Annotated in this window: 21 protein-coding genes; 7 read left to right on the plus strand and 14 right to left on the minus strand. The window is 61.0% G+C overall.

Features of this window, described 5'->3' with window-relative positions; all coding sequences use genetic code 11:
- Window positions 1-109 precede the first annotated feature (109 nt).
- Together ACJO3T_RS00660 and ACJO3T_RS00665 are read left to right on the plus strand one after the other, a co-directional pair.
- The gene (locus tag ACJO3T_RS00660) at window positions 110-664 is read left to right on the plus strand and encodes a porin family protein (protein WP_406964049.1); all 555 of its coding nucleotides are present in this window, start codon (window positions 110-112) and stop codon (window positions 662-664) included.
- 139 nt (window positions 665-803) lie between these two features.
- The gene (locus ACJO3T_RS00665) at window positions 804-1,256 is read left to right on the plus strand and encodes an MgtC/SapB family protein (RefSeq protein ID WP_406964048.1); all 453 of its coding nucleotides are present in this window, start codon (window positions 804-806) and stop codon (window positions 1,254-1,256) included.
- Between the two features lie 6 nt (window positions 1,257-1,262).
- Here ACJO3T_RS00665 and mtgA read toward each other — a convergent pair whose 3' ends face one another.
- From mtgA to gabT, 10 genes are all read right to left on the minus strand, one after another.
- Entirely contained in the window at window positions 1,263-1,955 is a 693-nt protein-coding gene (mtgA, locus tag ACJO3T_RS00670; protein WP_406964047.1) for a monofunctional biosynthetic peptidoglycan transglycosylase, read from the minus strand.
- Window positions 1,952-2,776 (minus strand): DUF2059 domain-containing protein, encoded by an 825-nt coding sequence (locus ACJO3T_RS00675; protein WP_406977521.1) that lies wholly within the window; start codon window positions 2,774-2,776, stop codon window positions 1,952-1,954. Before ACJO3T_RS00675 ends, mtgA begins: the two co-directional genes overlap by 4 nt.
- Window positions 2,777-2,889: 113 nt before the next feature.
- A complete protein-coding gene (locus tag ACJO3T_RS00680; protein WP_406964045.1) occupies window positions 2,890-3,687 on the minus strand; it encodes a thioesterase family protein in 798 nt (265 codons plus the stop codon).
- Window positions 3,688-3,787: 100 nt separating this feature from the next.
- Window positions 3,788-5,215 (minus strand): gamma-aminobutyraldehyde dehydrogenase, encoded by a 1,428-nt coding sequence (locus tag ACJO3T_RS00685; protein ID WP_406977610.1) that lies wholly within the window; start codon window positions 5,213-5,215, stop codon window positions 3,788-3,790.
- Window positions 5,216-5,283: 68 nt separating this feature from the next.
- Entirely contained in the window at window positions 5,284-6,102 is an 819-nt protein-coding gene (locus tag ACJO3T_RS00690) for an ABC transporter permease (protein WP_406964044.1), read from the minus strand.
- The gene (locus ACJO3T_RS00695) at window positions 6,092-7,039 is read right to left on the minus strand and encodes an ABC transporter permease (protein ID WP_406964138.1); all 948 of its coding nucleotides are present in this window, start codon (window positions 7,037-7,039) and stop codon (window positions 6,092-6,094) included. Before ACJO3T_RS00695 ends, ACJO3T_RS00690 begins: the two co-directional genes overlap by 11 nt.
- Window positions 7,039-8,091 (minus strand): ABC transporter ATP-binding protein, encoded by a 1,053-nt coding sequence (locus ACJO3T_RS00700; RefSeq protein ID WP_406977611.1) that lies wholly within the window; start codon window positions 8,089-8,091, stop codon window positions 7,039-7,041. The genes ACJO3T_RS00695 and ACJO3T_RS00700 overlap by 1 nt, the downstream gene beginning before the upstream one ends.
- Window positions 8,092-8,177: 86 nt before the next feature.
- Complete coding sequence (locus ACJO3T_RS00705) at window positions 8,178-9,332, minus strand: ABC transporter substrate-binding protein (protein WP_406964043.1); 1,155 nt, start codon at window positions 9,330-9,332, stop codon at window positions 8,178-8,180.
- 220 nt (window positions 9,333-9,552) lie between these two features.
- Entirely contained in the window at window positions 9,553-10,458 is a 906-nt protein-coding gene (locus ACJO3T_RS00710; protein ID WP_406964042.1) for a LysR family transcriptional regulator, read from the minus strand.
- 27 nt (window positions 10,459-10,485) lie between these two features.
- On the minus strand, window positions 10,486-11,760 hold the full coding sequence (gene gabT / locus ACJO3T_RS00715; protein ID WP_406964041.1) for a 4-aminobutyrate--2-oxoglutarate transaminase: 1,275 nt from the start codon (window positions 11,758-11,760) through the stop codon (window positions 10,486-10,488).
- Between the two features lie 253 nt (window positions 11,761-12,013).
- On the opposite strand from gabT, the gene ACJO3T_RS00720 reads away from it, so the two are divergent.
- Both ACJO3T_RS00720 and ACJO3T_RS00725 read left to right on the plus strand, forming a co-directional pair.
- Window positions 12,014-13,231 (plus strand): acyl-CoA dehydrogenase family protein, encoded by a 1,218-nt coding sequence (locus tag ACJO3T_RS00720; protein ID WP_406964040.1) that lies wholly within the window; start codon window positions 12,014-12,016, stop codon window positions 13,229-13,231.
- Between the two features lie 256 nt (window positions 13,232-13,487).
- The gene (locus ACJO3T_RS00725; protein ID WP_406964039.1) at window positions 13,488-14,315 is read left to right on the plus strand and encodes a hypothetical protein; all 828 of its coding nucleotides are present in this window, start codon (window positions 13,488-13,490) and stop codon (window positions 14,313-14,315) included.
- A gap of 23 nt (window positions 14,316-14,338) precedes the next feature.
- On the opposite strand, the gene ACJO3T_RS00730 is transcribed toward ACJO3T_RS00725, so the two are convergent.
- Together ACJO3T_RS00730 and ACJO3T_RS00735 are read right to left on the minus strand one after the other, a co-directional pair.
- Window positions 14,339-15,208, minus strand: a complete 870-nt coding sequence (locus ACJO3T_RS00730) for a diacylglycerol/lipid kinase family protein (RefSeq protein WP_406964038.1) — start codon at window positions 15,206-15,208, stop codon at window positions 14,339-14,341.
- A gap of 159 nt (window positions 15,209-15,367) precedes the next feature.
- Entirely contained in the window at window positions 15,368-16,222 is an 855-nt protein-coding gene (locus tag ACJO3T_RS00735) for a response regulator (protein ID WP_406977522.1), read from the minus strand.
- 534 nt (window positions 16,223-16,756) lie between these two features.
- Between ACJO3T_RS00735 and ACJO3T_RS00740 the strand changes: the two genes are divergently transcribed.
- Window positions 16,757-17,422, plus strand: coding sequence for an AbiTii domain-containing protein (locus ACJO3T_RS00740; RefSeq protein WP_406964036.1), 666 nt, complete (start codon window positions 16,757-16,759; stop codon window positions 17,420-17,422).
- 75 nt (window positions 17,423-17,497) lie between these two features.
- Here the strand turns inward: ACJO3T_RS00740 and ACJO3T_RS00745 are convergent, their stop codons facing one another.
- Window positions 17,498-18,712: a serine hydrolase domain-containing protein gene (locus tag ACJO3T_RS00745; RefSeq protein ID WP_406977523.1), complete on the minus strand. Its 1,215-nt coding sequence runs from the start codon at window positions 18,710-18,712 to the stop codon at window positions 17,498-17,500.
- Between the two features lie 120 nt (window positions 18,713-18,832).
- On the opposite strand from ACJO3T_RS00745, the gene ACJO3T_RS00750 reads away from it, so the two are divergent.
- Window positions 18,833-19,105 carry a hypothetical protein gene (locus tag ACJO3T_RS00750; protein ID WP_406977524.1) on the plus strand — a complete coding sequence of 91 codons (273 nt, stop codon included), beginning with the start codon at window positions 18,833-18,835 and terminating at the stop codon, window positions 19,103-19,105.
- A 73-nt stretch (window positions 19,106-19,178) separates the two neighbouring features.
- Window positions 19,179-20,240, plus strand: a complete 1,062-nt coding sequence (locus ACJO3T_RS00755) for a PA0069 family radical SAM protein (protein ID WP_406964033.1) — start codon at window positions 19,179-19,181, stop codon at window positions 20,238-20,240.
- Window positions 20,241-20,288: 48 nt separating this feature from the next.
- On the opposite strand, the gene ACJO3T_RS00760 is transcribed toward ACJO3T_RS00755, so the two are convergent.
- Window positions 20,289-22,334 (minus strand): TonB-dependent siderophore receptor, encoded by a 2,046-nt coding sequence (locus ACJO3T_RS00760; protein WP_406964032.1) that lies wholly within the window; start codon window positions 22,332-22,334, stop codon window positions 20,289-20,291.
- Window positions 22,335-22,439: the final 105 nt, after the last annotated feature.

The raw sequence follows: 22,439 nt of genomic DNA on the forward strand, positions 1-22,439 counted from the left end.
TTAGGCTGGGAATCGCGTGATCGAGCCCACAGTCTCGACCCGCAGCAGTGACATTATCTGATGACCCAGGGAGGTCTGAATTATGCGAATGACATCCGGTATTGCGTATATGACTGTTATCACAACCGCCGTCCTGGCAACCCCCGCCGTTATGGCACAGGGCAAGGCGGAACGGGATTCATCCGGTTTCTTCGTTAGCGGTAGCTACGGTGGCTACAAATCCCATGGTGGGGAGTTTGATGACAAGCGCGACCTGTACGGCGTCTCCGCCGGCTACCAGTTCAACCCCTTCTTTGCCCTGGAAGCGGACTACATCGACTTCGGCAAGTTCGGTGAGGATGACGTCCGCTCTGACCTCAAGGGTCTGTCCCTCTCCGCCAAGGGCCGCATTCCGGTTACCCAGGCCTTCGGCGTCTACGGCAAGGTCGGGGCCTTCGCGTCCGATATGGAAGTGAGCGCCTTTGACGAGAAGGAGACCTACGACGAGGTAAGCCCGTTTGTGGGGGCCGGTGTCGATTTCATGGTCACTCCATCACTGACCGCCTTCGCCGAGTACAACCGCTACAACGTGGATGATGTTGACGAAGACGACTTCAATGGTCAGGTCACCAACGACGGACCCGAGTTCGACACCGCCCGGGTTGGCCTGCAATACATGTTCTGACCGGATGCTCTGTCGCCGGCAGGCAGGCGACCAAACCGGCGTCTATCCTTGCAATAGACCTGCAACTCAGGTTCCCGGGCCCGTAGCCCTGCTGCGGGCCCGCTTTTGTGTCCACCACCTCCCGGGGAGACTGACGCCCATGAATCAATCCGAGCTACCGTTCCTCGACATGCTGATTCGCCTGTCCATTGCGACAGGATTCGGCTTCCTGCTTGGGCTTGAAAGGGAATTGCGCGGCAAACCGGCGGGGCTGCGCTCCCATATGCTGGTGTCGATGGGGGCCGCCGCCTTCGTGATGGTGGGTATGCAGATCCTGTTTGACACGGCCACCGGGGATCCTTCCGCCAGGATAGATCCAACCCGCATTGTGGAAGGCGTGATCGGGGGCATTGGTTTTCTCGGCGCCGGTTCCATTATCCAGGCCAGGGGCAGTGTACAGGGCATCACCACCGGCGCCTCCATCTGGATTGCCGGTGCCGTCGGTGTTGCCAGTGGCGTCGGTAACCTGCCCCTGGCGGGACTGCTGTCGGCCTTCGCCCTGATCACCATGACGGTGCTGGGGCGTTTCGAGCGGGAAGTGCTCAGCGGCTGAGTGGCATCAGTAGAAGTCCCCCACCAGCGCGGTACCACCGAGTTGTGACATCTGCTGGCGAATCCAGGACACCCGCTCCCACACATAGGGCGTCGGCGCGCCGGCATCAAATATCCGGGGATTGGGCAGCACCGCGGCCAGGCGAGCGGCCTGGGTGGCCGTCAACTGCTCTGCTGACACGCCGAAATGCACCTGGCTGGCCGCCTCGACCCCGTAGATTCCCGGACCGAATTCCGCGACATTGAGGTACACCTCCATGATCCGGCGCTTGGGCCAGAGCCCGTCCATCCCCAATGCCAGCATCGCCTCCACACCCTTGCGCAGGAAGCTTCGCCCACCCCATAGGAACAGGTTCTTGCTGGTCTGCTGAGTGATGGTACTGGCTCCCCGGAGGCCGTCACCGTCCTGGAAGGCATTGACTGCGGTGGCAATGGCCCCCAGGTCGAGGCCCCAGTGGTTCAGGAAGCGCTGGTCCTCACTGGCGATCACCGCCAGCGGCATCCAGGGCGAGATCTCCTCAAGGGGGACCCAGGTCTGGCGGACGCCGGATAAGCTACCGGTCTCCGCCTGGTAGGCCATGATAAAGGCCGTGGTGGGTGGATTGACAAAACGGAACAGCAACAGCAACAGGAGTGCCAGGGCAATAACCGATAGTATCAGGAGGAAAAGCCACCGCAGGGTGATCCTCAACCACTTCATCGGCCACCCGCCCCCAGCATACGCACCAGTTGATTGCCGACACTGCTGACGGGCTCCATGATGGCATCATGGACCGCATCCCCCGCACTGACGGTATACGCCCGCCCGGCCGGAGATTCCAGGAACGTCAGATAGGTGTCGAGATCCTTGTCCGGGAACGCCTCGTACATGGACAGGAAGGCCAGGTACACCTGCTCGCCCACCCGGCGTTCAATCGCAGGGCGATTATCCTCGATCTGGGCTCGCACGGATTCCACGGTATCTCCCTCACTGAGCGACGCCAGTGAATCTGCCAGTTCAAGTTGTACCGCCATGGCGGTTTCAACCGCCGTATACGTAGCACCCGTGGCCCGATCATAACGGTCGAACAGCCGCTGGCGCGCCGTGCCCTCGAATCGTTCCCGCAGGGCCGGCCCGGCTGCCTGGATGGCCTCCCAGCTTGAGGGCGCCGCCGCTTGCGACTCCGCCCGGGCCAACTGCTGCCCCAGGGGCGAATCGTACCAGTCCTTCACCGCTTCCAACTGGGCGTTGCCCAGATCGTCCGCCAGGGCCGTGGCCAGTTGCGAACGTACCCGCTGCGGGCTGAAGGCCCGGCTGCCGATGCCGGCGATGGTTTCCGCCAGGAACGGGTCCACCTGTCCGGTGCCCACCAGCCCATCACGGATGCCTGTCCTCAACATGGCCGGAGACTGGTCCGCAATGGCCCCGAGGGGAGACGCCTCAACCACCGACTCCGCCAGAGGGGAGGCATGAACCGCCTGGGAGGCAAGGAAGCCGATGATAAGCAAGGGGACCAACACCCCGGAAACTGTCTGACGCATGGAAATGCCCCACCGATGAATGTCAGGCCCGTTTATGCCATGGTCGACGGGGTCCGGCAAGGTAAAGTGATGGCCTTTCAATGACGGTTTGGTCAGGGTCCGGTAACAGGTCCTCAGGCCTGCCGGGCCCGCACCAGCAGATTCTGCTGAGCGGTGCCAATACGGCCCTGTTCGTCATAGATTTCCGAACGGACCAGGCCGATACCATTGGGTTCGATAACCGTACGGCTATCCAGGGCAACCCACTCGGTCCTCGGATGGCGATGCAGGTACACGGTCAGGTCCGTATTCACAAAGGTGTACTCGTCAACGGGAAGAATCCAGCTGAGGCCGTTTCCGAAATCCGATGCGGCCACCGCCCGCATGGCCGCGGACACGCTCTCTCCGCCAACCAGCGGATACTGCATGCGGAACCAGCCTGCGGCCGGGCCTGGGCCCATGGTCTGGCCGTGGGCCACACGGATATCCATGGCGGTGTAGTGGAACGAGGTCATCTGCTCCATACCCGGAATCACGAAGGGTTCCTGGCACCGGTCGGGGCCCGGTAGCGGGTGTCCGCCCAGCCGGGCTTCGATGTCCAGGGGTTCGGCACGCAGGAACAGCGCCACGGCCCGGGCTACCACGGTATCGCCGCTGGTCAGGGTCATTTCCACCCGCCGGACCGAGCGCCCCTTCCCCATACTTGCCTGGATGGCCAGCGGCGCCATGGGAACCGGGCGTACCAGTTCCATGGTCAGCCGCGACAATAGCATGTCCGGGTCTCCCACCTGCTCCTCGGCATAGCCCGCCAACAACGACGCCGGAGCGCCCCCGTGGAGCGCGTCCGGGCTCCAGGGGCCGCGCCCCAGTTCCGTCGGCACAAAAACGTCGCCCTCGCGGAAAAACACAGCTTCGTGACCGGTCTCTGACATATCCTGAATTCCAAGTGTCCTCGGGATCAAAAGGTTTGAACTTGATCCCGAGAATACCGTACCTGTACAGGAAATCCACTGCCTGTGTTCATTACGGCGACTAGCCGTGCCGGATCATGACATGGCGGACAGTGGTGTAATCTTCAAGAGAGTACGACGACATGTCTTTTCCGTATCCTGACTGCTTCATGCCCCCGTGGGGCATTTCGTTCACCAGCATGAAGTGGCAGTTCACCCAGGTGCAGCCATACTGCAAGCGTGACGAGACATCCATGGCCCTGGAAATGTCCCTGGTCCACACCGATGACGACAGGCCATATTCTGACTGGTTGGCCCAGGAGACAACATCGTCATCATCCGTGAACCGGGTAACGGATACCACCGGACCAAACACTTCCCGACGGACAATCTCATCATCCTGTCGCGCCCCGGTGATCAGTGTGGGCTCATAGTAAAAACCGTTTCCATCGGGCATACGACCACCCACGGCCACCTCCATGTGAGACTGTTCCGCCGCCCTTTCAACAAAACTGGCTACCCGGTCCCGCTGCCGCTCGGAAATCAGGGGAGGAATCTCGTTGTCATCGTCATTGCCCTGGTTGTAGCGGATGGTGGAAACCGCATCGGTCAGCTTCTCCACCAGTCTGTCGTGGATCCCCGCTCCGGCGTATATCCGGCAAGCCGCCGTGCAATCCTGTCCGGCGTTGAAGTAACCGAACGTGCGGATGCCTTCGACTACTTCGTCCAGATCGGCGTCATCAAATACGAGTACCGGGGCCTTGCCACCCAGCTCAAGGTGGGTCCGTTTCACGCTCTTGGCGGCATTGGTGAGGATCTTCTTGCCGGTGGCGATATCCCCTGTCAGCGAGATCATGTCCACATCCGGATGGCAGACCAGGGATGTACCCACACTTTCCCCCCGACCGGTGATCACATTGAGCACACCGGAAGGCAATACTTCAGCGGCGACCCGTGCCAGCAGCAGGCTGGTCAGGGGTGTCTGCTCGGACGGCTTGATCACAACGGTATTGCCCGCCGCCAGGGCCGGGCTGATTTTCCAGGCCGCCATCATCAGCGGGTAGTTCCATGGTGCAATGGAGCCGACCACGCCCACCGGGTCGCGACGGATCATTGAGGTGTGACCCGCCATGTACTCCCCTGCCGCGCTTCCCTGCATGCACCGGGCGGCGCCGGCAAAGTACCTCAGGCAGTCCACGACCGCCGGGATCTCCTCCGCCAGCACGATATGGAACGGTTTTCCGCAGTTCAGTGCCTCCAGCCGGGCAAAGGTTTCGCCGTGCTGCTCAATCCGGTCCGCCAGCCGCAGCAACAGCAGCGAACGCTCCCCCGGCGTGGTTCTCGACCAGCCCTGGAAAGCCTTGCGGGCCGCGGCAACCGCCTGGTTAACCTGATCATCGGAGGCCTCGGGCAGACCAATGATCTTCCCGGCGGTACGCGGATTGAGTATGGGTTCCTCCGGCCCGTTTCCGGCCACCAGGTCTCCACCAATCAATAAACGGGTATCCAGGGCCTGGGCACCACTTGCATTACCTGTCTGGGACATGGGGAAATCTCCTTGTTAGCCTGAATTGCCTGTCACTTACCCTGCCCGGCGGTCGCTTCGCCGCCGCGGGTGAAGTAATAAGCCATGAGAATGGGCAGGAAGGTGATAATTACCACGAACACGGCCACCACGTTGGTCACCGGTCGCTGCCTGGGACGTACCAGCTCGCTGAGCATCCAGATGGGCAGGGTCGTTTGTTGTCCTGCGGTGAAGGTAGTCACGATGACCTCGTCAAAGGACAGGGCAAAGGCCAGCATGCCGCCCGCCAGCAGTGCGGTGGCAAGATTGGGTAGCAGCACATGCCGGAAAGTCTGAAAACCATTCGCCCCCAGATCCAGCGAGGCCTCCAGCAGGGAGGGCGATGTACGCCGGAGCCTCGCCACCGCGTTGTTGTAGACCACCACCACACAGAAGGTCGCGTGACCGAGCACAATGGTCCAGAAGGAAAACGGAATATCGGCGATATCGAAGGCCGAGCGCAACGCAATACCGGTTACCACCCCGGGAAGCGCGATGGGCAGGATAATCAGCAGTGACACGGTTTCACGGCCGAAGAACCGGGTGCGGGCAACCGCCCCCGCAGCCAGGGTGCCCAGCACGATGGCCGCGCCGGTGGCGATCAGCGCGATCTTCAGGGACAGGCCGAACGCATCCCAGATGTCCTGCCGGTCCCAGACCACCGCAAACCATTTCAACGTATAGTCCGGGGGCGGAAACTGGTAACTCTTTTCCTCGGTGGTGAAGGCATACAGAAATATCAGCAACAGAGGCAGGTGCAAGAACAGTAAACCGGCGACCGCTCCGATTTTCAGCTTCAGCGACGCGCCCGAACGGCTCTTCCTAAAGCGCATTGAAGGCCCCCATCTTTTTCGCAATCCAGAGGTAAATGGCCATGACCACGATGGGCACCATGGAAAAGGCTGCTGCCATCGGAAGATTGCCGGCGGTGCCCTGGTGCATGTAAACCGCCTGGCCAATGAACAGTCGCGAGGAACCCACGATCTGGGGCGCGATATAGTCCCCCAGGGTCAGCGAGAAAGTGAAAATGGAGCCGGCCACGATACCGGGCAGGGCCAGCGGGAAGATCACCTTGCGGAAGGTCTGCCCGGGCCGGGCCCCCAGGTCGTCCGAGGCCTCCAGCATGGACCCCGGCACCCGCTCCAGCGCCGCCTGGATCGGCAGGATCATGAACGGCAGCCACAGGTAGACGAATACCAGAAAGGTGCCGATATAACTGAACGACAACGAGGGCCCGCCAATCACCGGCATGGATAACAGCGCATCCACCAGCGGGGTGAGCCCCACCCGCTCGACGCTCCAGTTGAGCACGCCCTCATTGGCAAGGATCAGTTTCCAGGCATAGACCCTCACCAGGTAACTGGACCAGAGCGGCAGCATGACGGCGATGAAGAACAGCCCCTTGATCCACCCACGGGCGAAACGGGCGGCATAGAACGCGATGGGAAACGCTATGAGTGCGGATGCCAGGGTCACCGACGCGGCCATCAGTACCGTGCGCAACACGATATCGAGGTTTGAGGGACGCAACAGTTCCGCGTAGGTCTTGAGCGTGAATTCCCGGACGATACGACCTGAGAACTCGTCAATCGAATAGAAACTCTGCACCAGCAATGCCACCAGCGACCCGACATAGACCACGCCAATCCAGATCAGCGGCGGCCCCAGCAGGATTGTCAGCAACAGCCCCGGTCGCCGGAACAGCAGGTCGGATACCCGGCCCAGTACACCGTCGGCCGGCTGGTTGATTGCCATGCCGTCGTCAGACATCACGGCACCATCCTGTGCATGTCGTCCAGATTCCAGCGGGCATAGACCGACTGCCCGGTAGCCAGTCCACCCACCGCAGAGGGAACCGACAGGGACAGCGAGTGCCCCGCCACGGACAGCACGCACCGCCGCACCGAACCCTGGTACTGCACGTGACTGATGGTGGCGGACACGGTGATTACACCATCTTCCCGGGACACCGACTGGTCGGCCAGGTGGATTTTCTCCGGGCGCAGACTCCACACCCCCTCGGGAGCACCGATACGCTGGCAGAGCTCCGGCTCCAGTATGTTGGAGGAACCGACGAAATCCGCCACGAAACGATGCTCGGGCCGCTCGTAGATGTCTTCCGGGGTACCCACCTGAACCACCTGCCCCTGATTGAAGACCGCCACCCGGTCACTCATGGACAGGGCCTCGCCCTGGTCATGGGTCACGAACACAAAGGTGATGCCCAGTTCCCGCTGCAGGGACTTGAGTTCCACCTGCATCTGTTCCCTCAGCTTCAGGTCAAGGGCCCCCAGGGGCTCGTCCAGCAGCAACACCTTGGGCTTTCCTATCAGGGCCCGGGCCAGGGCAACTCGCTGGCGTTGCCCGCCGGACAATTGCGCGGGCTGGCGTTTCGCAAACCCGCCCAGGCGTACCAGTTCAAGCATCTCCATGGCCTGACGATGCCGTTGACGGCGACCTACCCCGCGCACCGTCAGCGCATAGGCCACGTTATCGATCACATTCATGTGGGGGAACAGGGCATAGTCCTGGAAGACCGTGTTAACGGCGCGGCGATAGGGCGGAAGGCCATCCACCGTGTCACCAAAGATCTTCAGGTGGCCGGCTGTGGGCTGCTCGAACCCCGCGATCAGCCTCAGGCAGGTTGTCTTGCCGGAACCGGACGGCCCCAGCATTCCAAAGAACTCCCCCTCGGGGATATCGAGGTTCACCTGGTCCACCGCCTTAACGGTGCCAAAATGCCGGCTGATCCCCGACAGTTCCACCGCACTGACCCGTTCAGCCGGGTCGGGGCTCACCTCGTCTTTTTCCGTGTCGTACATGGGCTTCCGGACCGTGGTTGGCATGAAACTCTCCTGATGCGTATCGCCCCACCCGGCAAAGTGGGGCGATGGAACTCTCGACTGGCTTACCGGCCACCCAGGATGGCGATGTAGTCGGTTACCCAGCGGTAGTAGGGCACGCATTGTTTGCCTTCCCCACAGGATGAAACCGGGGTACGCCAGAAACTGATACGCTCAAAATTCTCCATGCCATTGGTCTCGCAGCCTTTCTCACCCAGCAGTTCGTTGCCTTCACAGGCGGCCGGCACCACCGGCACTGAACCAAACCAGGAAGCAAGATCCCCCTGCAGCCGGGTGTTAAGCGAGTGCTCCATCCACTTGTAGGCGCAGTTGGGATGGGGGGCCTCCACGTGCATCATGGTGGTATCTGCCCAGCCGGTAGCACCCTCATCCGGTATGACCGTGGCGACAGGTTGCCCCTGAGCTTTCAGGATGTTGGCCTGGAACGGCCAGGCGGAAGATGCGACAACACCCTCGTTGGTGAAATCATCAATCTGCACAAAGGCGTCATGCCAGTACCGCCCCACGATCTTCCGTTGCTCCCGCAACAGGTCCAGAGCCACCTGATATTGCTCCTGGGTCAGTTCGTACGGATCCTCGATACCCAGTTCCGGCTGATGTTCTTTTAGATACAGGGCGGCATCGGCAATGTAGATTGGCCCATCAAACGCCTGGACCCGCCCCTTGTTGGACTTACCGTCCGGAAGGGTCATTTCCTTGAACACCACCCGCCAACTCTTTGGCGGCTGGTCCCCGAACACCTCGGTGTTGTACATCAGCACATTCGCCCCCCACTGGTAGGGAACGCCATAGTGAACGCCATCCACGGTGTGCCAGGGCGCATCCTTGAGCCGATCATCAATGGTGCTCCAACTGGGAATCAGGTCCGTGTTCACCGGCTGTACCCGGTCGCCGTATATAATCCGCAGGGAGGCATCACCGGAGGCCGTCACCAGGTCAAAGCCACCCTCGTTCATCAGGGCAACCATCTCGTCCGAGGTGTTGGCCGTCTTCACCCTTACCTCACATCCGGTTTCCTCCTCGAATCCGGTCACCCAGTCATAGTTCTCGTCGGTTTCACCACGCTCGATGTAGCCGGGCCAGGCCACGATATCCACCGCACCCTCGCCTGCGCCGACAGATTTTTTCATATCCGCTGCCGAGGCAAGCGTGGCAACACAGAATGTGGTGGTCAGCATCGACACCATTATCTTTTTCATGATTCCTCTCCCGAACTGTGTGGGCTCACCATGTCTTTCATGGCGACATGAATGCGGATGGTCATTTCGAGTATAGAAATCACTTCAGCTATCGCCATAAATAAAATCAGAAAACATATATCGGTTATTCCGATATTTATAGGTGGAATCACGTAGTGGGATGTAATGCAAAACAGGAGGGTATTGAGTGATCGGGTTTTCCGAAAGGACGCTTGGGTGGTCAGCGATGGCGGAGGGCCGGTTCCTCCAGGGCCAGATCAATAAACGCTCGGGCGGCATCAGAAGGCTTGGCACCACGGCGCCAGGCCAGCCCAACCTCCACCGGTGGTAGCGGAGACGCCACGTTGACGCTGGCAATGCGGTCTCCTTCCAGGGACCAGGGGCGATAGACAAGGTCCGGCAGCACGGAGACACCGGCTCCGGTCGCTACCAGGCTTCTCACCGCTTCCACCGACGACGTTCGCATGGCCATGCGGGGATTTCGGCGCGCCCGCTGCCACAGGTCTGCAGTTGCCAGTCGGATCTCGTCAGTGTTTAGCAGGATGAAGCGGTCTTCCAGCAGAACGTCGCGGTCAATTTCCGGCGCGTTGGCCAGGCGATGCCCCATGGGTAACCAGGCCCGGAAGGGTGATGTTTCCATCACTGCCGTGTTGAGGGCAGAGCGTTCCTGAAGGGCAGAGAGGATCAGTATGGCGACATCCAGTTCGCCATTGAGCAGGTAGTGTTCAAGGTATTCCGGGGCGTCTTCCACCACCTGGACGCCGGTTCCACTAAAAGCCCGCCGGTAGCGTGCCAGGAGATCCGGCAGGGCGTAGCCCGCCACGATCGACGTGACCCCGACATGCAGGGTTCCGGTTACCTGCTCCTGTTCCGAAAACACCCCCCTGGCGTAACTGACTTCCGCCAGAATCCGGTTGGCATGGCGCAGGAACGCATGCCCCTTGTGGGTCAGCCCCATACCCCGGGCATGACGTTCCAGCAGGACCACCCCGAGATCGCTTTCCAGCTCCTTGATGGCTTCCGTAACAGTGGATTGGGATACGGCGAGATCCCGTGCGGCACCGGAGACCGAACCGATCTCCGATACCGCCACGAAATACCGCAACTGTCTGAAGGAAAAACTCACTGGCAGGAGCCTGACCGTCGTCCGGGATCAGCCGATGGATGCCAACGCGTCCTCAACAATCTGCAGGCCTTCCTCGAGCACCTCATCCTCAATGGTCACCGGCATCAGGAAGCGGATGGTGTTGCCGTACATGCCGCAACTGAGCAGGATCAGGCCGTGCTCCTTGGCGTAACCGGTGACCTTGGCGGCCAGGTCGGCACGGGGTTCGCAGTCATGCTTGTCGGTGACCAGTTCGATGGCGGCCATGGGGCCGAGGTTGCGCACATTGTCCACATGGTCAAACTTCTCCTGCCACTGGGCAAAGCGCTTGGCGAGCCTGTTCCCCAGAACCTGGCTCTTGCCGAGGATATCCTCTTCCTCGAACACTTCCATGACCGCCAGGGCCGCGGCGCAGGCCGTAGGACTGCCGGTGTAGGTGCCCCCCAGGGAATTGGGGCCGGAAGCGTCCATCACCTTGTCGGTACCGACAATGGCGGAAATGGGCATGCCGTCGGCCATGCTCTTGGCCATGGTCATGATGTCCGGCTCGACACCGCTGTGTTCGATGGCAAACAGCTTGCCGGTCCGGCCAAAGCCACTCTGCACTTCGTCCACGATCATCAGCATGCCGTGTTCGTCGCAGATCTCGCGGATCTTCTTCAGGAAGCTCGGCGGCGCCGGGTAGAAACCGCCCTCCCCCAGGACCGGCTCAATCACGATGGCTGCCGTGTCCCTGGGGTTGGCATCGGTCTTCAGGACCATTTTCAGGCCACGGAGCGCCTCATCCTCGGATACACCGTGGTAGGGCACCGGATAGGGGGCGCGGAACACCGTGCCGGGCATGGGGCCGAAATCGGACGCATAGGGGGCCACCTTGCCGTTCATGGCCATGGTCATGAAGGTCCGGCCATGATAGCCGCCATCAAAACAGATCACGTTGGTCTTGCCGGTCGCCGCGCGGGCTATCTTGAGCGCATTTTCCAGGGCCTCGGCGCCGGAGTTGGCGAGCATCACCTTGGCATGGCCGCGGACCGGCGCCACCTGGCTGAGCTTCTCTGCCACCTTCACATAACCTTCATACGGCATGACGGTCTGGCAGGTATGCATCAGCTTGTCCAACTGGGCCTTGACCGCTTCCACCACCTTCGGATGACGATGGCCGATATTGAGCACACCGATACCGCCAGCGAAATCGATCATCCGCTTGCCGTCGGCATCCCACAGTTCAGCGTTACGGGCGTGGTCCGCAAACTGCTCGTTGGGGCTGGCTGCACCGGCCGCCACATACCGCTCTTTCAGCTGCTGCAATTCTTTGTTGGTCATGCGTCGCCTCTGATCTGTTCAGGATAGATTGGATGTTGTCTCAGTATGGTCGAAGGAAGCCCCCCCTTGCCACCCCGGCGGACGGAATTGACTGCCCGCACCTCAATTAATAAGCAGAACTTATACTATTCAATCAGAATAATTCAGTTGATTCATTCAGCACCCCACTCCATAGTGATCCCACTGAACAGACGCCGAACAGCTTCCGCTGCTCAGGCCCACCGATCACTGTTAGATGCCCAGGAGGCAGATCATGGATTTCCAGTATTCCGACAAGGTCAAGGAACTGCGCCAGCAACTGCTGACGTTCATGGACGACTATATCTACCCCAACGAGGAAACCTACAAGCAGCAGAAGGCCGCCAACAAAGAACGTGGCCGCGCGTATGCCAAAGTCCCCATCGTTGACGAGTTGAAGGAAAAGGCCAAGGCACAGGGCCTGTGGAACCTGTTCCTGCCGGAGGAAGAATATGGTCCCGGTCTGACCAACCTGGAATACGCCCCCCTGGCCGAGATCATGGGCCGGGTCCTGTGGAGCTCCGAGGTTTTCAACTGCGCTGCCCCGGACACCGGTAATATGGAGGTACTGGCCCGCTACGGCAGCGAGGAGCAGAAGGAGACCTGGCTGAACCCCCTGCTGAACGGTGAGATCCGCTCCTCCTTCGCCATGACCGAGCCGGCAGTGGCCTCCAGTGATGCCACCAACATTGAAACCCGTATCCAGCGGGATGGCGACGACTATGTCGTCAACGGTCGTAAGTGGTTTATCACCGGCGGCTGTGGTGAGGAAACCAGATTCTTCATCGTGATGGGCAAGTCCGACCCGGATAATGCCGACCGCCACAAGCAGCAATCCATGATCATCGTGCCCAAGGACACCCCGGGGGTCACCATTGTCCGGGATATGCCGGTGTATGGTTACTACCACGCCCCCAAGGGCCACCCGGAGATCCAGTTCGATAATGTCCGCGTGCCCGCCAGCAACCTGATCCTGGGCGAGGGCCGGGGCTTCGAGATTGCCCAGGGGCGCCTGGGGCCGGGCCGGATCCATCACTGCATGCGGGTGATCGGTCAGGCCGAACGGGCCTTCGACATCATGTGCCAGCGCCTGACTTCACGGGTCGCCTTCCACAAGACCCTGGCCGACCAGGGCGTGTGGCGCGAGCGCATCGCCGACTGCCGTATCGCCATTGACCAGACCCGCCTGATGGTCCTGCAGGCCGCCCAGATGATGGACCTGGTGGGCAACAAGGTCGCCAAACAGCAGATCGCCATGATCAAGGTGGCCGCCCCGGACATGGCCCTGAAGGTGATCGACTGGGCCATCCAGGCCCATGGCGCCGGTGGCTACACCGAGGACTTCCCCCTGGCCGATATGTGGGTGTATGCCCGCCACCTGCGCACGGCGGATGGTCCGGACGAGGTTCACCGTAACGCCATCGCCAAGGAAGTGCTCAAGAACTACCGATAAGCGACCACAAAGCCCGACCGTTCTGCGGTCGGGCCATCATTATCCCCTTCATCTCCTCCACGCGCCTAAACATCCATCGCCAAACACTCCATATTTTGCAAGATAGCCGCTTTTCCTGACTTTATCTCGGTACTTCCCTACACACGACGCGCATTCCGGGACACAAAGCGTTACTCGCTGTTACGGCATAGCCACTGAGGATTAACTACAATTCACTATAATTCGGTGTAATCCCACAAGACGGAGGACGACGCCCATGCCAGCCGGCGCCGACCCCATTCCCTGTAATGACCTGCAGACGCTGTTTGACCTGTGTAACGAACGGTACTTCAACGGCACCCTCCGTTCCCGTGAGGGCTTCACCGTTCGCTACAATACCGCCGAGCGGCAGTTGGGACGCTTTCGCTATTGCCCGGAAACCTGCCAGCCCCTGGCGATCGAGCTATCTTCCCGGCTTCGGGACCACCCCTGGGCCCTGCGCAGCGCCATGGTACGGGAGATGATCCCGATGCTGGCACTGCAAAGTTATCTTGATACCGGTGACGAGATGTTCCTGGACCGGGAGCCCCTTCATGGACACCTGTTTATCGAACCGGGCATCGGTGCCTTCTTCCTGGCCCAGCTCGAACACCTGAATCTGCAATTCCCGGAGCTGTGCCTGACCATCAAGCCCCGCTTCGGCAGTGGTTCCCTGTTCGACCAGAGCCGGATTCCGACCGCCCGACTGGTGGTCATCCCGGCGGACCCGGCCAACAATGCCGGCGTTATCTACCGGCTGCACGACAAAGCCCCGACCCAGTGGAAACAGCTCCGGGAAATGGCGTGGCTCAATCACGGGGCACTCACGATCAGCCTGCTGCGGGTCTGCGGTGCGCTGGCGGAAGAATTCCCGGTGTTACGCAAGGACAACCAGCCCCGAGCCAATACCCGTGTTCGTATGGAACCGGATTTCGACCTGGTGGTGCAGGAGATACGGGACCACCGCCTGACCGCCGAACTGGTCGCACCGGAGGCCCAGCCAGAACCGCAAGCCATGGGTGAGACCTTTGCCGGCTGGCACCCCGAGGCCTATTCAGGGTACTGATAGCCACCCCCAGAGGCACGAAACTACTCAGGGGAATTCCGGATCACCCGCAATTCGCCTGGCCGGCAGGTCATCTCAAGGGGAGTCTTCCCCACCACATCCCCGTCCACGGTGACGGTCCTGGGCCGGCGGGTGGTTATCCGACACCAGGGGCAGGCCAGCTCCACCACCGTTTTCGTATCCCTGGGCGTTCGCCTCAGCAGCCGGGTCATGATGAACGCCCCCACCAGGCTGACCATGGATGCCGGCCGGACCGCGATCACCACCAGTCTGCCATTATCCACGGCCGCCCCGGGCACCTCAGTGCCACCGCCGAACCAGGCCCCATTGGCAATGGCAATGGACAGCCACCGGCCCGTCACCGTTGCCGTGTCCGTCGCGATGGTGGCCCGGAAGCCTCGTTGGGAGAACAGGCGCCCCAGCAAGGACACCAGGTAGCTGAACTGGCCAAGCCATTTCTTACGGTTGCCATTGGCGTTGGCATCCCGGGCCGGCAGCGTGCCCAGGCCGACATGGGCCACATTAAGGCATACCCCCCGGTCAAACCGGCCCACATCCACCGGATGCTGATGGCATTCCATCAGCGCCCGGCAGATGGCCTCCGGATCGGGGTTGATGCCCAGGTTGCGAAAGAAGTCGTTGGCGGTGCCAGAGGGCAGGACCGCGAGGCAGGCCCCGGTTTCCAGACAGATGGCCGCCGCCTGGTTGACCGACCCATCCCCACCGGCCGCCAGGATGCGATCGCCGCTGCACACCTCCCGGACCCAGTCGAGATTGTCCAGGTCGCAGGCCCTGACATTTTCCAACCCGACCCGTGCCAGGTGATCCCGCCAGAAATCCGCATTGCGTTCACCGTCCCCCGCATGGGGATTTGCCAGCAGCCAGTCGGTCATCATCACTCCTCCCGTCGGCGTACCCTGGAATCCATGGACATCCCCCTTCACACCGACACCCTTGAAGTGCCGGTGCCGACATTGCTCAGTCAGGTTACCTGATGTTCCGGCATCTGGAATGACAAATGCGTAACGGGCCAGGCAGGGCTATGGGACGACTCAGGAGGCGTTCGTGGTGGAGGTGGTAAACCTGCGTTCCAGGATATTATCGGGGTTCTCGGCGACCCGTTGCCGGATATAGAAGTCCACCAGTTTTTCAATCACGAAGCGGCGCACGGGCTTGTGGTAGCAGGCCTGCATGCCGGACTTCAGGCACCGTTCGCGGAACTCCGGCGTATCGTTGGTGGTGATCCCGATGATGGGGATATCGGCGGGCAGAAGCTCCCTCAGACGAATTTCCAGGGATGTCTCGGGCCCGTCAAGGCGTGGCATCTGGCCGTCCATCAGGATCATGTCCCAGTGTCCCCGCTGCACGGTATCCAGTGCTTCCATGCCGTCTGCTGCACTCACCGGCTCCACATTCAGCCTCAACAACTGTTTGCGCAGGATCATGCGGTTGATGGGGTCATCGTCCACCACCAGCACCCGGGGCCTGTCGTCCGGGGCAACGGCAGGGTCCGGGGATTCCGTATAGGTCCGGGCAAACGACTTCCCGGGGTCAATGGACGGGGCCGGCTGCTGCGATTTACGCCGCCGCTGTACCCGCTCGTTGCCGAACTGCAACATCTTGACCCAGAGAATCAGCGCCACTTCCAGCACCAGGATACCGCCGATGAGCACAATGGGGCCGTGGAAGGGTAATGCCGGCTCGCTCCAGGTATCACCGGGCATGCTGAGGCTGTTCCAGACCAGCGCCGGCATCACGGCCGCCAGGACGACCACCGAGTAGCTGACCAGCCGAAACCCCCGGACTCCCCGGACCCACGGGAGGCGACGAAACAGCCCCCTGAGGTGCTGCAGCGTCAATAGCTGGCGCTGGGTGCCTGGCTCGGATTTTCTGCGGGCAATACCCATCATCGTCCTCCAGGCCAATCAATGAGTACGACAGACGGTGAGCGTACCCCGACGACCTCGCTAGAAGGAGGTGTTAGCTGTACCGGAGACTGGCGATGCTCTCCTGGACAGGTAACGTGTCCAAACCATGAGCTGTGTTCCACGCAAGCTATTACCGTGATATGGATTGTGGCGACAGCTTTCGTGCTTCTCCTTTCCAGATTATGGACTGCCTGTAATAGATAGTGGAAGAGGAACCCTACAGAATTATGAAACCAGTGGATATGTCGCCCAAAAAGTACAACGCCAATGACGACATGTTTTCACTCGTCGTTACGTCCAACATCACGCCGGACCCGCCACAACTGCCCCCCTAAACCTGATGTGACATTATCGAAAGCTATTGGCGCCCCAGGTCACATTCGTGTATACAAAGTGTTACCTGGTCATTACTTTTATCAAACAGACGTGAGACGAGACTACGTCTACTTTTTACCCATATACAACAACAATAGGCCGGAAACGACGATTATCCGGTACGGGAGTAAGTCACACATGCCAGCACCTGTCGATCATCTTCAGGAGCGCGTTGTCGATGCCAGCGAACACCTGGCCGACATCATGCCTTCAGCCATTACCCTCGCAATGATGCTTCGCCACAGGAACACCGCCGCCTGGCTCCGGGCGGAATTCGAAGGATACGACAAAACGGCGGAATTGCCCGCCTACCGCCACGACGTCAATGGCCATATTGTCGCCAGGTCGCCGCAGTACGGCTGGATACCGGCGCCCATCGACCAGCAGCAGGTGCGTCAGTTTGGCCACCTGGACCTGCGGGATGACGTCACCAACCTGGAACAGGCCTGTCTGAACTGCAAGAAGGGCAACGGCCACCGCATCGCCCTGCCGGGAGACCAGTTACTGGACCTGCAACAGAAGATCAACCTGTCGGCGGAGCTTGCCATCAACATCAGCCGCAGCACCTATTGCGAGGTGCTGAAAACCATCCGCGGCAGCCTGTACCTGTGGACCCGGGCGATCCTGGACTCCGGCCTGACCGGCGACCACAACACCTTTACCCGGGAGGAAAAGGAAAAGGTCGCCTGCCTGGACAATCCGGTCCGGTTCTGGCGCGAGGCCATGGACTCCCTGGAGTCCCTGCCGGTTCCCAATGTCCGTGAGGCAGGATTCCTGGAGAGGATGTTCGGGCGCACCGGCTAAGACATTCCTGGCTGTCCCGTCTGGATCATTCGCCGCGCAGTGGCCAGCGAACGATCCAGACGGCACACCGGGCCGCTACACCAGCGCCCCGTTGATCATCGCCCTCAACTCCTCCCGTATCGGATAGGAGGATGAGGGGATCAACTGGGTCATGAACACCATGACCATCTCCTCCGCTGGATCCACGAAGAAGTTGGTGCTGGCCAGACCGCCCCAGCCATATTCCCCGACGGAACCATTGGTGCGGGACTTGGCCACATCGGTCTTCACCGAGAAGCCAAGGCCGAAGCCGTTCCCTTCGTAGGGCGTTTCACTGAAGGCACCAATGGAGAGGTCAGGCAGGTCCTGGTTGTCGGGCAGGTGGTTGGTGCGCATGAACTCCAGGGTCTTGCGACCGATAATCCGCTGCCCATCGAGGGCCCCGCCCTGGCACAGGGCCTGGGCAAACCGGAAATAGTCATCCACCGTGGACACCAGCCCCGCCCCGCCGGAGAGGAAGCTGGCCGGTTGCCGGTAGCGGGAGGTTTCCGGGTCATCCTGCAGTTTCATGGTATCGCCGGGCTGGTACAGGTAGCAGGCCGCGAAACGGTCGACCTGGTCATCCCGCACCCGGAAACCGGTATCCGACATCCCCAGCGGCCCGAAGATGTGTTCCCGGAAATAGTCGTCCAGGGGCTGGCCCGACAGTTTCTGGACCAGGTAGCCCAGCACGTCGGTGGCCACCGAATAGTTCCAGGCGGTACCCGGGTCGAACTCCAGGGGCATCTCCGCCAGGTGCTCCACCAGCCTGTCCAGGGTCAGGTCCTTGCCACCATCCAGCTTCAGGGCCCGGTAAGCTGCGTCCACATTGCTGCGGAACAGGAACCCGTAGGTCAGCCCGGACATGTGGGTGAACAGGTCACGGATGGTCATGGTAGTGATCGCCGGGCGGGTGACGAAGTTCGGATAGATGCCACTGTCGTAGACACCCAGGTGCTTCCAGGAAGGAATGTACTTGTGCACCGGATCATCCAGCAGGAATCGCCCCTGCTCGTAGAGCTGCATCATGGCGATAGAGGTCACCGGCTTGGTCATGGAGTAGATCCGGAACAGGGTGTCGCGCCTGGCTGGTTTGTTCCGTTCCACATCCATCATTCCCTGGGCATTGACCCAGGCCACCTCGCCCTTGCGGGCAACCAGCGTCACCGCTCCGGGGAGTTTGCCGGGGCGAATGTAGTTTTCGTCCAGGTGGCGACTGATATTTTCCAGGCGGTCCAGCGAGAGGCCTGCTACAACATTTGATTCTGCCATGAACGGTTCCTGTTCTTGTTGGGATGACTTTGAAGGAAAGGCGGCGTTGAACCGGCCCGGGGCCGCCACCATGTTCAGATTAACGGCAGCTTATTCCATACCACCTGACAGGAGAAGCCCTTGCGCGTTGTTCTCACCCTGCTTTTGCTGGTCGTCACCCTGGGTGCCGCCGGCTACGCCCACTGGCAACTGTCCCGCCAGGTGCCCTCTCCCCGGCGCTGGATCGGCCATGGACTGCTGGTTCTGGTGGCGGTGGCCTTTGGCTGGGTGGTGTCCGGGGTCTACATGGGCGCGGAGGAAGGCGGTGGCCTGGCGGCCTTTCTGACCGCCGTTGGCGTGGCCCATATGCCACCTGCGATCGTGTTGTTCCTGAAGCAGAAGCAAAACGAATAACGTCAGCATTGCAGGGGAGCGGCCCCGCACGTACTATCGAATACTGTATATGCAGACAGTATCAGGTGCTCCCATGAAAACCCGCGGCACGGCCCTCAACCCCCACAACCGTTTCCAGCCTCTGGTCTCCGACAGGGCCCGTGACGAAGACTGGTACCGGGATCCGGAGGATGATCTGAATCCGGACTCCCTGGCCACCGAGGTCAGGGACGAACAGGTCCGCACCATCATCAGCCGCAACCAGTCGCCGGATATACCGTTTGACCGTTCCATCAATCCCTACCGGGGCTGTGAACATGCCTGCATCTACTGTTTTGCCCGACCCACCCACGCCTACTGGGACATGTCACCGGGGCTGGATTTCGAGACCCGGCTGATCGCCAAGCCCAACGCCGCCCGGCAGCTACGGCGCGAGCTGGATAAGCCCGGCTACACGCCCTCGCCAATCGCGCTGGGCATTAACACCGATGCCTATCAACCAGTGGAACGGGAGCGGCGGATTACGCGCGACCTGCTGGAGGTCCTGCTGGAATACCGGCACCCGGTGTCCATCATCACCAAGGGGGCGCTGATACTGCGGGACCTGGACCTGCTCACCGAACTTGCAAAGCTGGGGCTGTGCTCGGTCCGGGTGAGCCTGACCACCCTGGATAATCAGCTCAAACGGGTCATGGAACCCCGCACCGCCGCGCCCGCCACCCGGCTGAAGATGCTGCGGGAACTGTCCGCGGCCGGCATTCCCACCGGGATCATCATGGGGCCGGTGATCCCCTTCATAAACGATCACGAACTGGAACACATTCTGGCATCGGCAGCGGACGCCGGGGCGACCCGGGCAAGCTGGGTCATGCTGCGACTCCCCCTGGAGCTGGACGAACTGTTCCAGGACTGGCTGCAACGGCACTTTCCACAACGGGCGGAACACGTCATGAACCGCATCCGCGACCTGCGGGAGGGTAAGGTGTACCAGAGCGGGTTTGGCAAGCGCATGACCGGAACCGGGCCCTACGCGGACCTGATCCGCCAGCGGTTCAATCGGCAGGCGCGGGCCGTCGGGCTTAACCAGGAAGCGGAAGCCGCCCTGAGGACCGACCTTTTCCGTCGGCCATCGGGGGAGCAGATGGGATTGTTCTGAAACACCTCCCGGCAAGGGGGCTGGCCGGGAGGTCTGTTGGGGCGGGATTTACCAGCGGTAACTCAGGCTACCGATAACGCTGCGGGATTCGCCGTAGTAGCACCAGTACTCGCAACTGGCGATGTATTCCTTGTCGGTAACGTTGTTGACGTTCACCTGCATCCGCCAGTTCTGGTCAAAGTCATAGCGCGCCATCAGGTCCGCCACGGTGAAGGACGGTACGGTGGTATCGCCATCCCTGGTTTCACCATTGTAGCGGAGACCACCGCCCACCTTCAGGCCGGGCAGGAGCTGGCTCAGGTCATAGTCTGTCCAGAACGACGCCATGTGGCGGGGAATCAACGGCGCCCGGGCCTCGGTGTTGGCGAAATCGTTTCGGACTTCGGTATCCATGTAGGTATAGGCGGCTGTCACCTGCCAGAGATCCGTCAGGTATACGTTGCCTTCAAGCTCAAACCCTCGGGATTCCTTCTCACCCAACTGGACCTGGGAGGCGCCACCGAACACCAGACCGTTCTCTTCCTCGATCCTGAAGGCGGCCGCGGAAACGTAGCCATCCATCCACAGGGGCGCGTACTTCACGCCTGCTTCCAGTTGCTCACCATGCAGCGGCTCGTACAGGTCACCATTCGCATCGGTACCGACCTGAGGCTCGAAGGACTCGCTGTAGCTGATATAAGGAGACAGGCCGTTATCCGCCAGGTACATGATGCCCGCCGACACCGTCAGTTCCTCATCATCGGATTCCTGGGGAGCGCCACCGGTCACTACCTCGGTGTTGGCCCAGTCCTGGCGCAGGCTGGCCAGGAGAACCCAGCGGTCATCCACCCGCAACTGGTTCTGCAGGTAAAGGCCCACCTGACGCTTGTAACTCTCGCTTTCGGTCAGGTCGGCATCGGTAACGGGCGTAAAGTTGCCATAGGTCGGATCAAACATATCGACCGTGCCGAATGGCGGGGTAAAGTACACGCCATTGTTGAAATCATAGGATGGAAATACATCGTACTCGTCGCCCTCGGCGGTCAACCGCTGGTAGTCGAGCCCGACCAGCAACGTATTCTCCAGGCGATCCGTAAAGAACTGGCCCATCAGCCGGTTGTCCATGGTCCAGCCATCGGTGGTGCCATCCCGGTAGACCAGGCCCTGGTCCGCCACACGGGGATCCGTGGGGTTCTGGGCGCCGGCGTAGCTACTGCGCAATTCAAGGTCCAGCCGGTTATAACGCACGTTCTGCATGAATGACCAGGTCTCATCCATGGTGTGTTCCAGCTCGTAGCCGATGGCGGTCTGGGTACGATCATTCTTGTCGTAACCGGGTTGCCCCAGGTTGGTGGAACGATCCACCTTGCCATAGGGCGTATCGTCGATGGTGCCGTACGGGAGCTTGAAGCCATTGACCGGAACACCATCATCCTTCTGGAAGCTCGACAGTACGGTCAGGCGTGTCTGATCCCCCAGATCGATGGCAACGCTGGGGGCCAGGTAATAGCGCTCGTTGTCGGTATGGTCCAGATCCCCTTCCCGGTCCTTGTAGACCGCCACCAGCCGGTAACTGGCGGTGTCGGTAAGAGCACCGGTGGTGTCGAGGTTCAGTTGGCGGTGCTCACGGTTGCCAACCTGCAATTCAATGATCCCGGATTTCTCGTCGGAGGGGCGCTTGCTGACCGCGTTGATGATGCCGCCCGGAGGCGCCTCACCATAGAGGATGGACGCCGGCCCCTTGAGCACCTCCACCCGTTCCAGGCCGAAGGGTTCGGGCAACCACTGGAAATAGCCCTCACGGTAGATCCGCAGGCTGTCCTGGTAGGTGGACTGGTCAAAACCACGAACCTTGAACCAGTCGGTGTCGTTGTCGGCGCCATAGTGGCCGGATACCACACCAGCGCGGTAACGGAAGCTCTCGTCCAGGGACTGGACATTGCGGTCATCCAGTTCCTCCCGGTCCACCACGGAAGCCGGGCGCGGCGATTCCGCCAGCGGCACATCCACCTTCAGCACACTGCCGGTCACCTGGAGGGCCTGCAGCTCGCCGGGTTCCTGCTCTTCTCCAGTCGATTGCGCCATCGCCACGGGCGCCAGGCCCGCCAACATCATTCCCAATCCCGTGAGACGAACAATCCCCTTCAGCCGAAAACGACCGCCAGCCTGATCAGGCAACATATGACTTCTCCAGATGGTGAACTACCGGGACGGAACCCG

It is taken from the genome of Marinobacter shunpengi (assembly GCF_045449715.1).
GTDB lineage: Bacteria > Pseudomonadota > Gammaproteobacteria > Pseudomonadales > Oleiphilaceae > Marinobacter.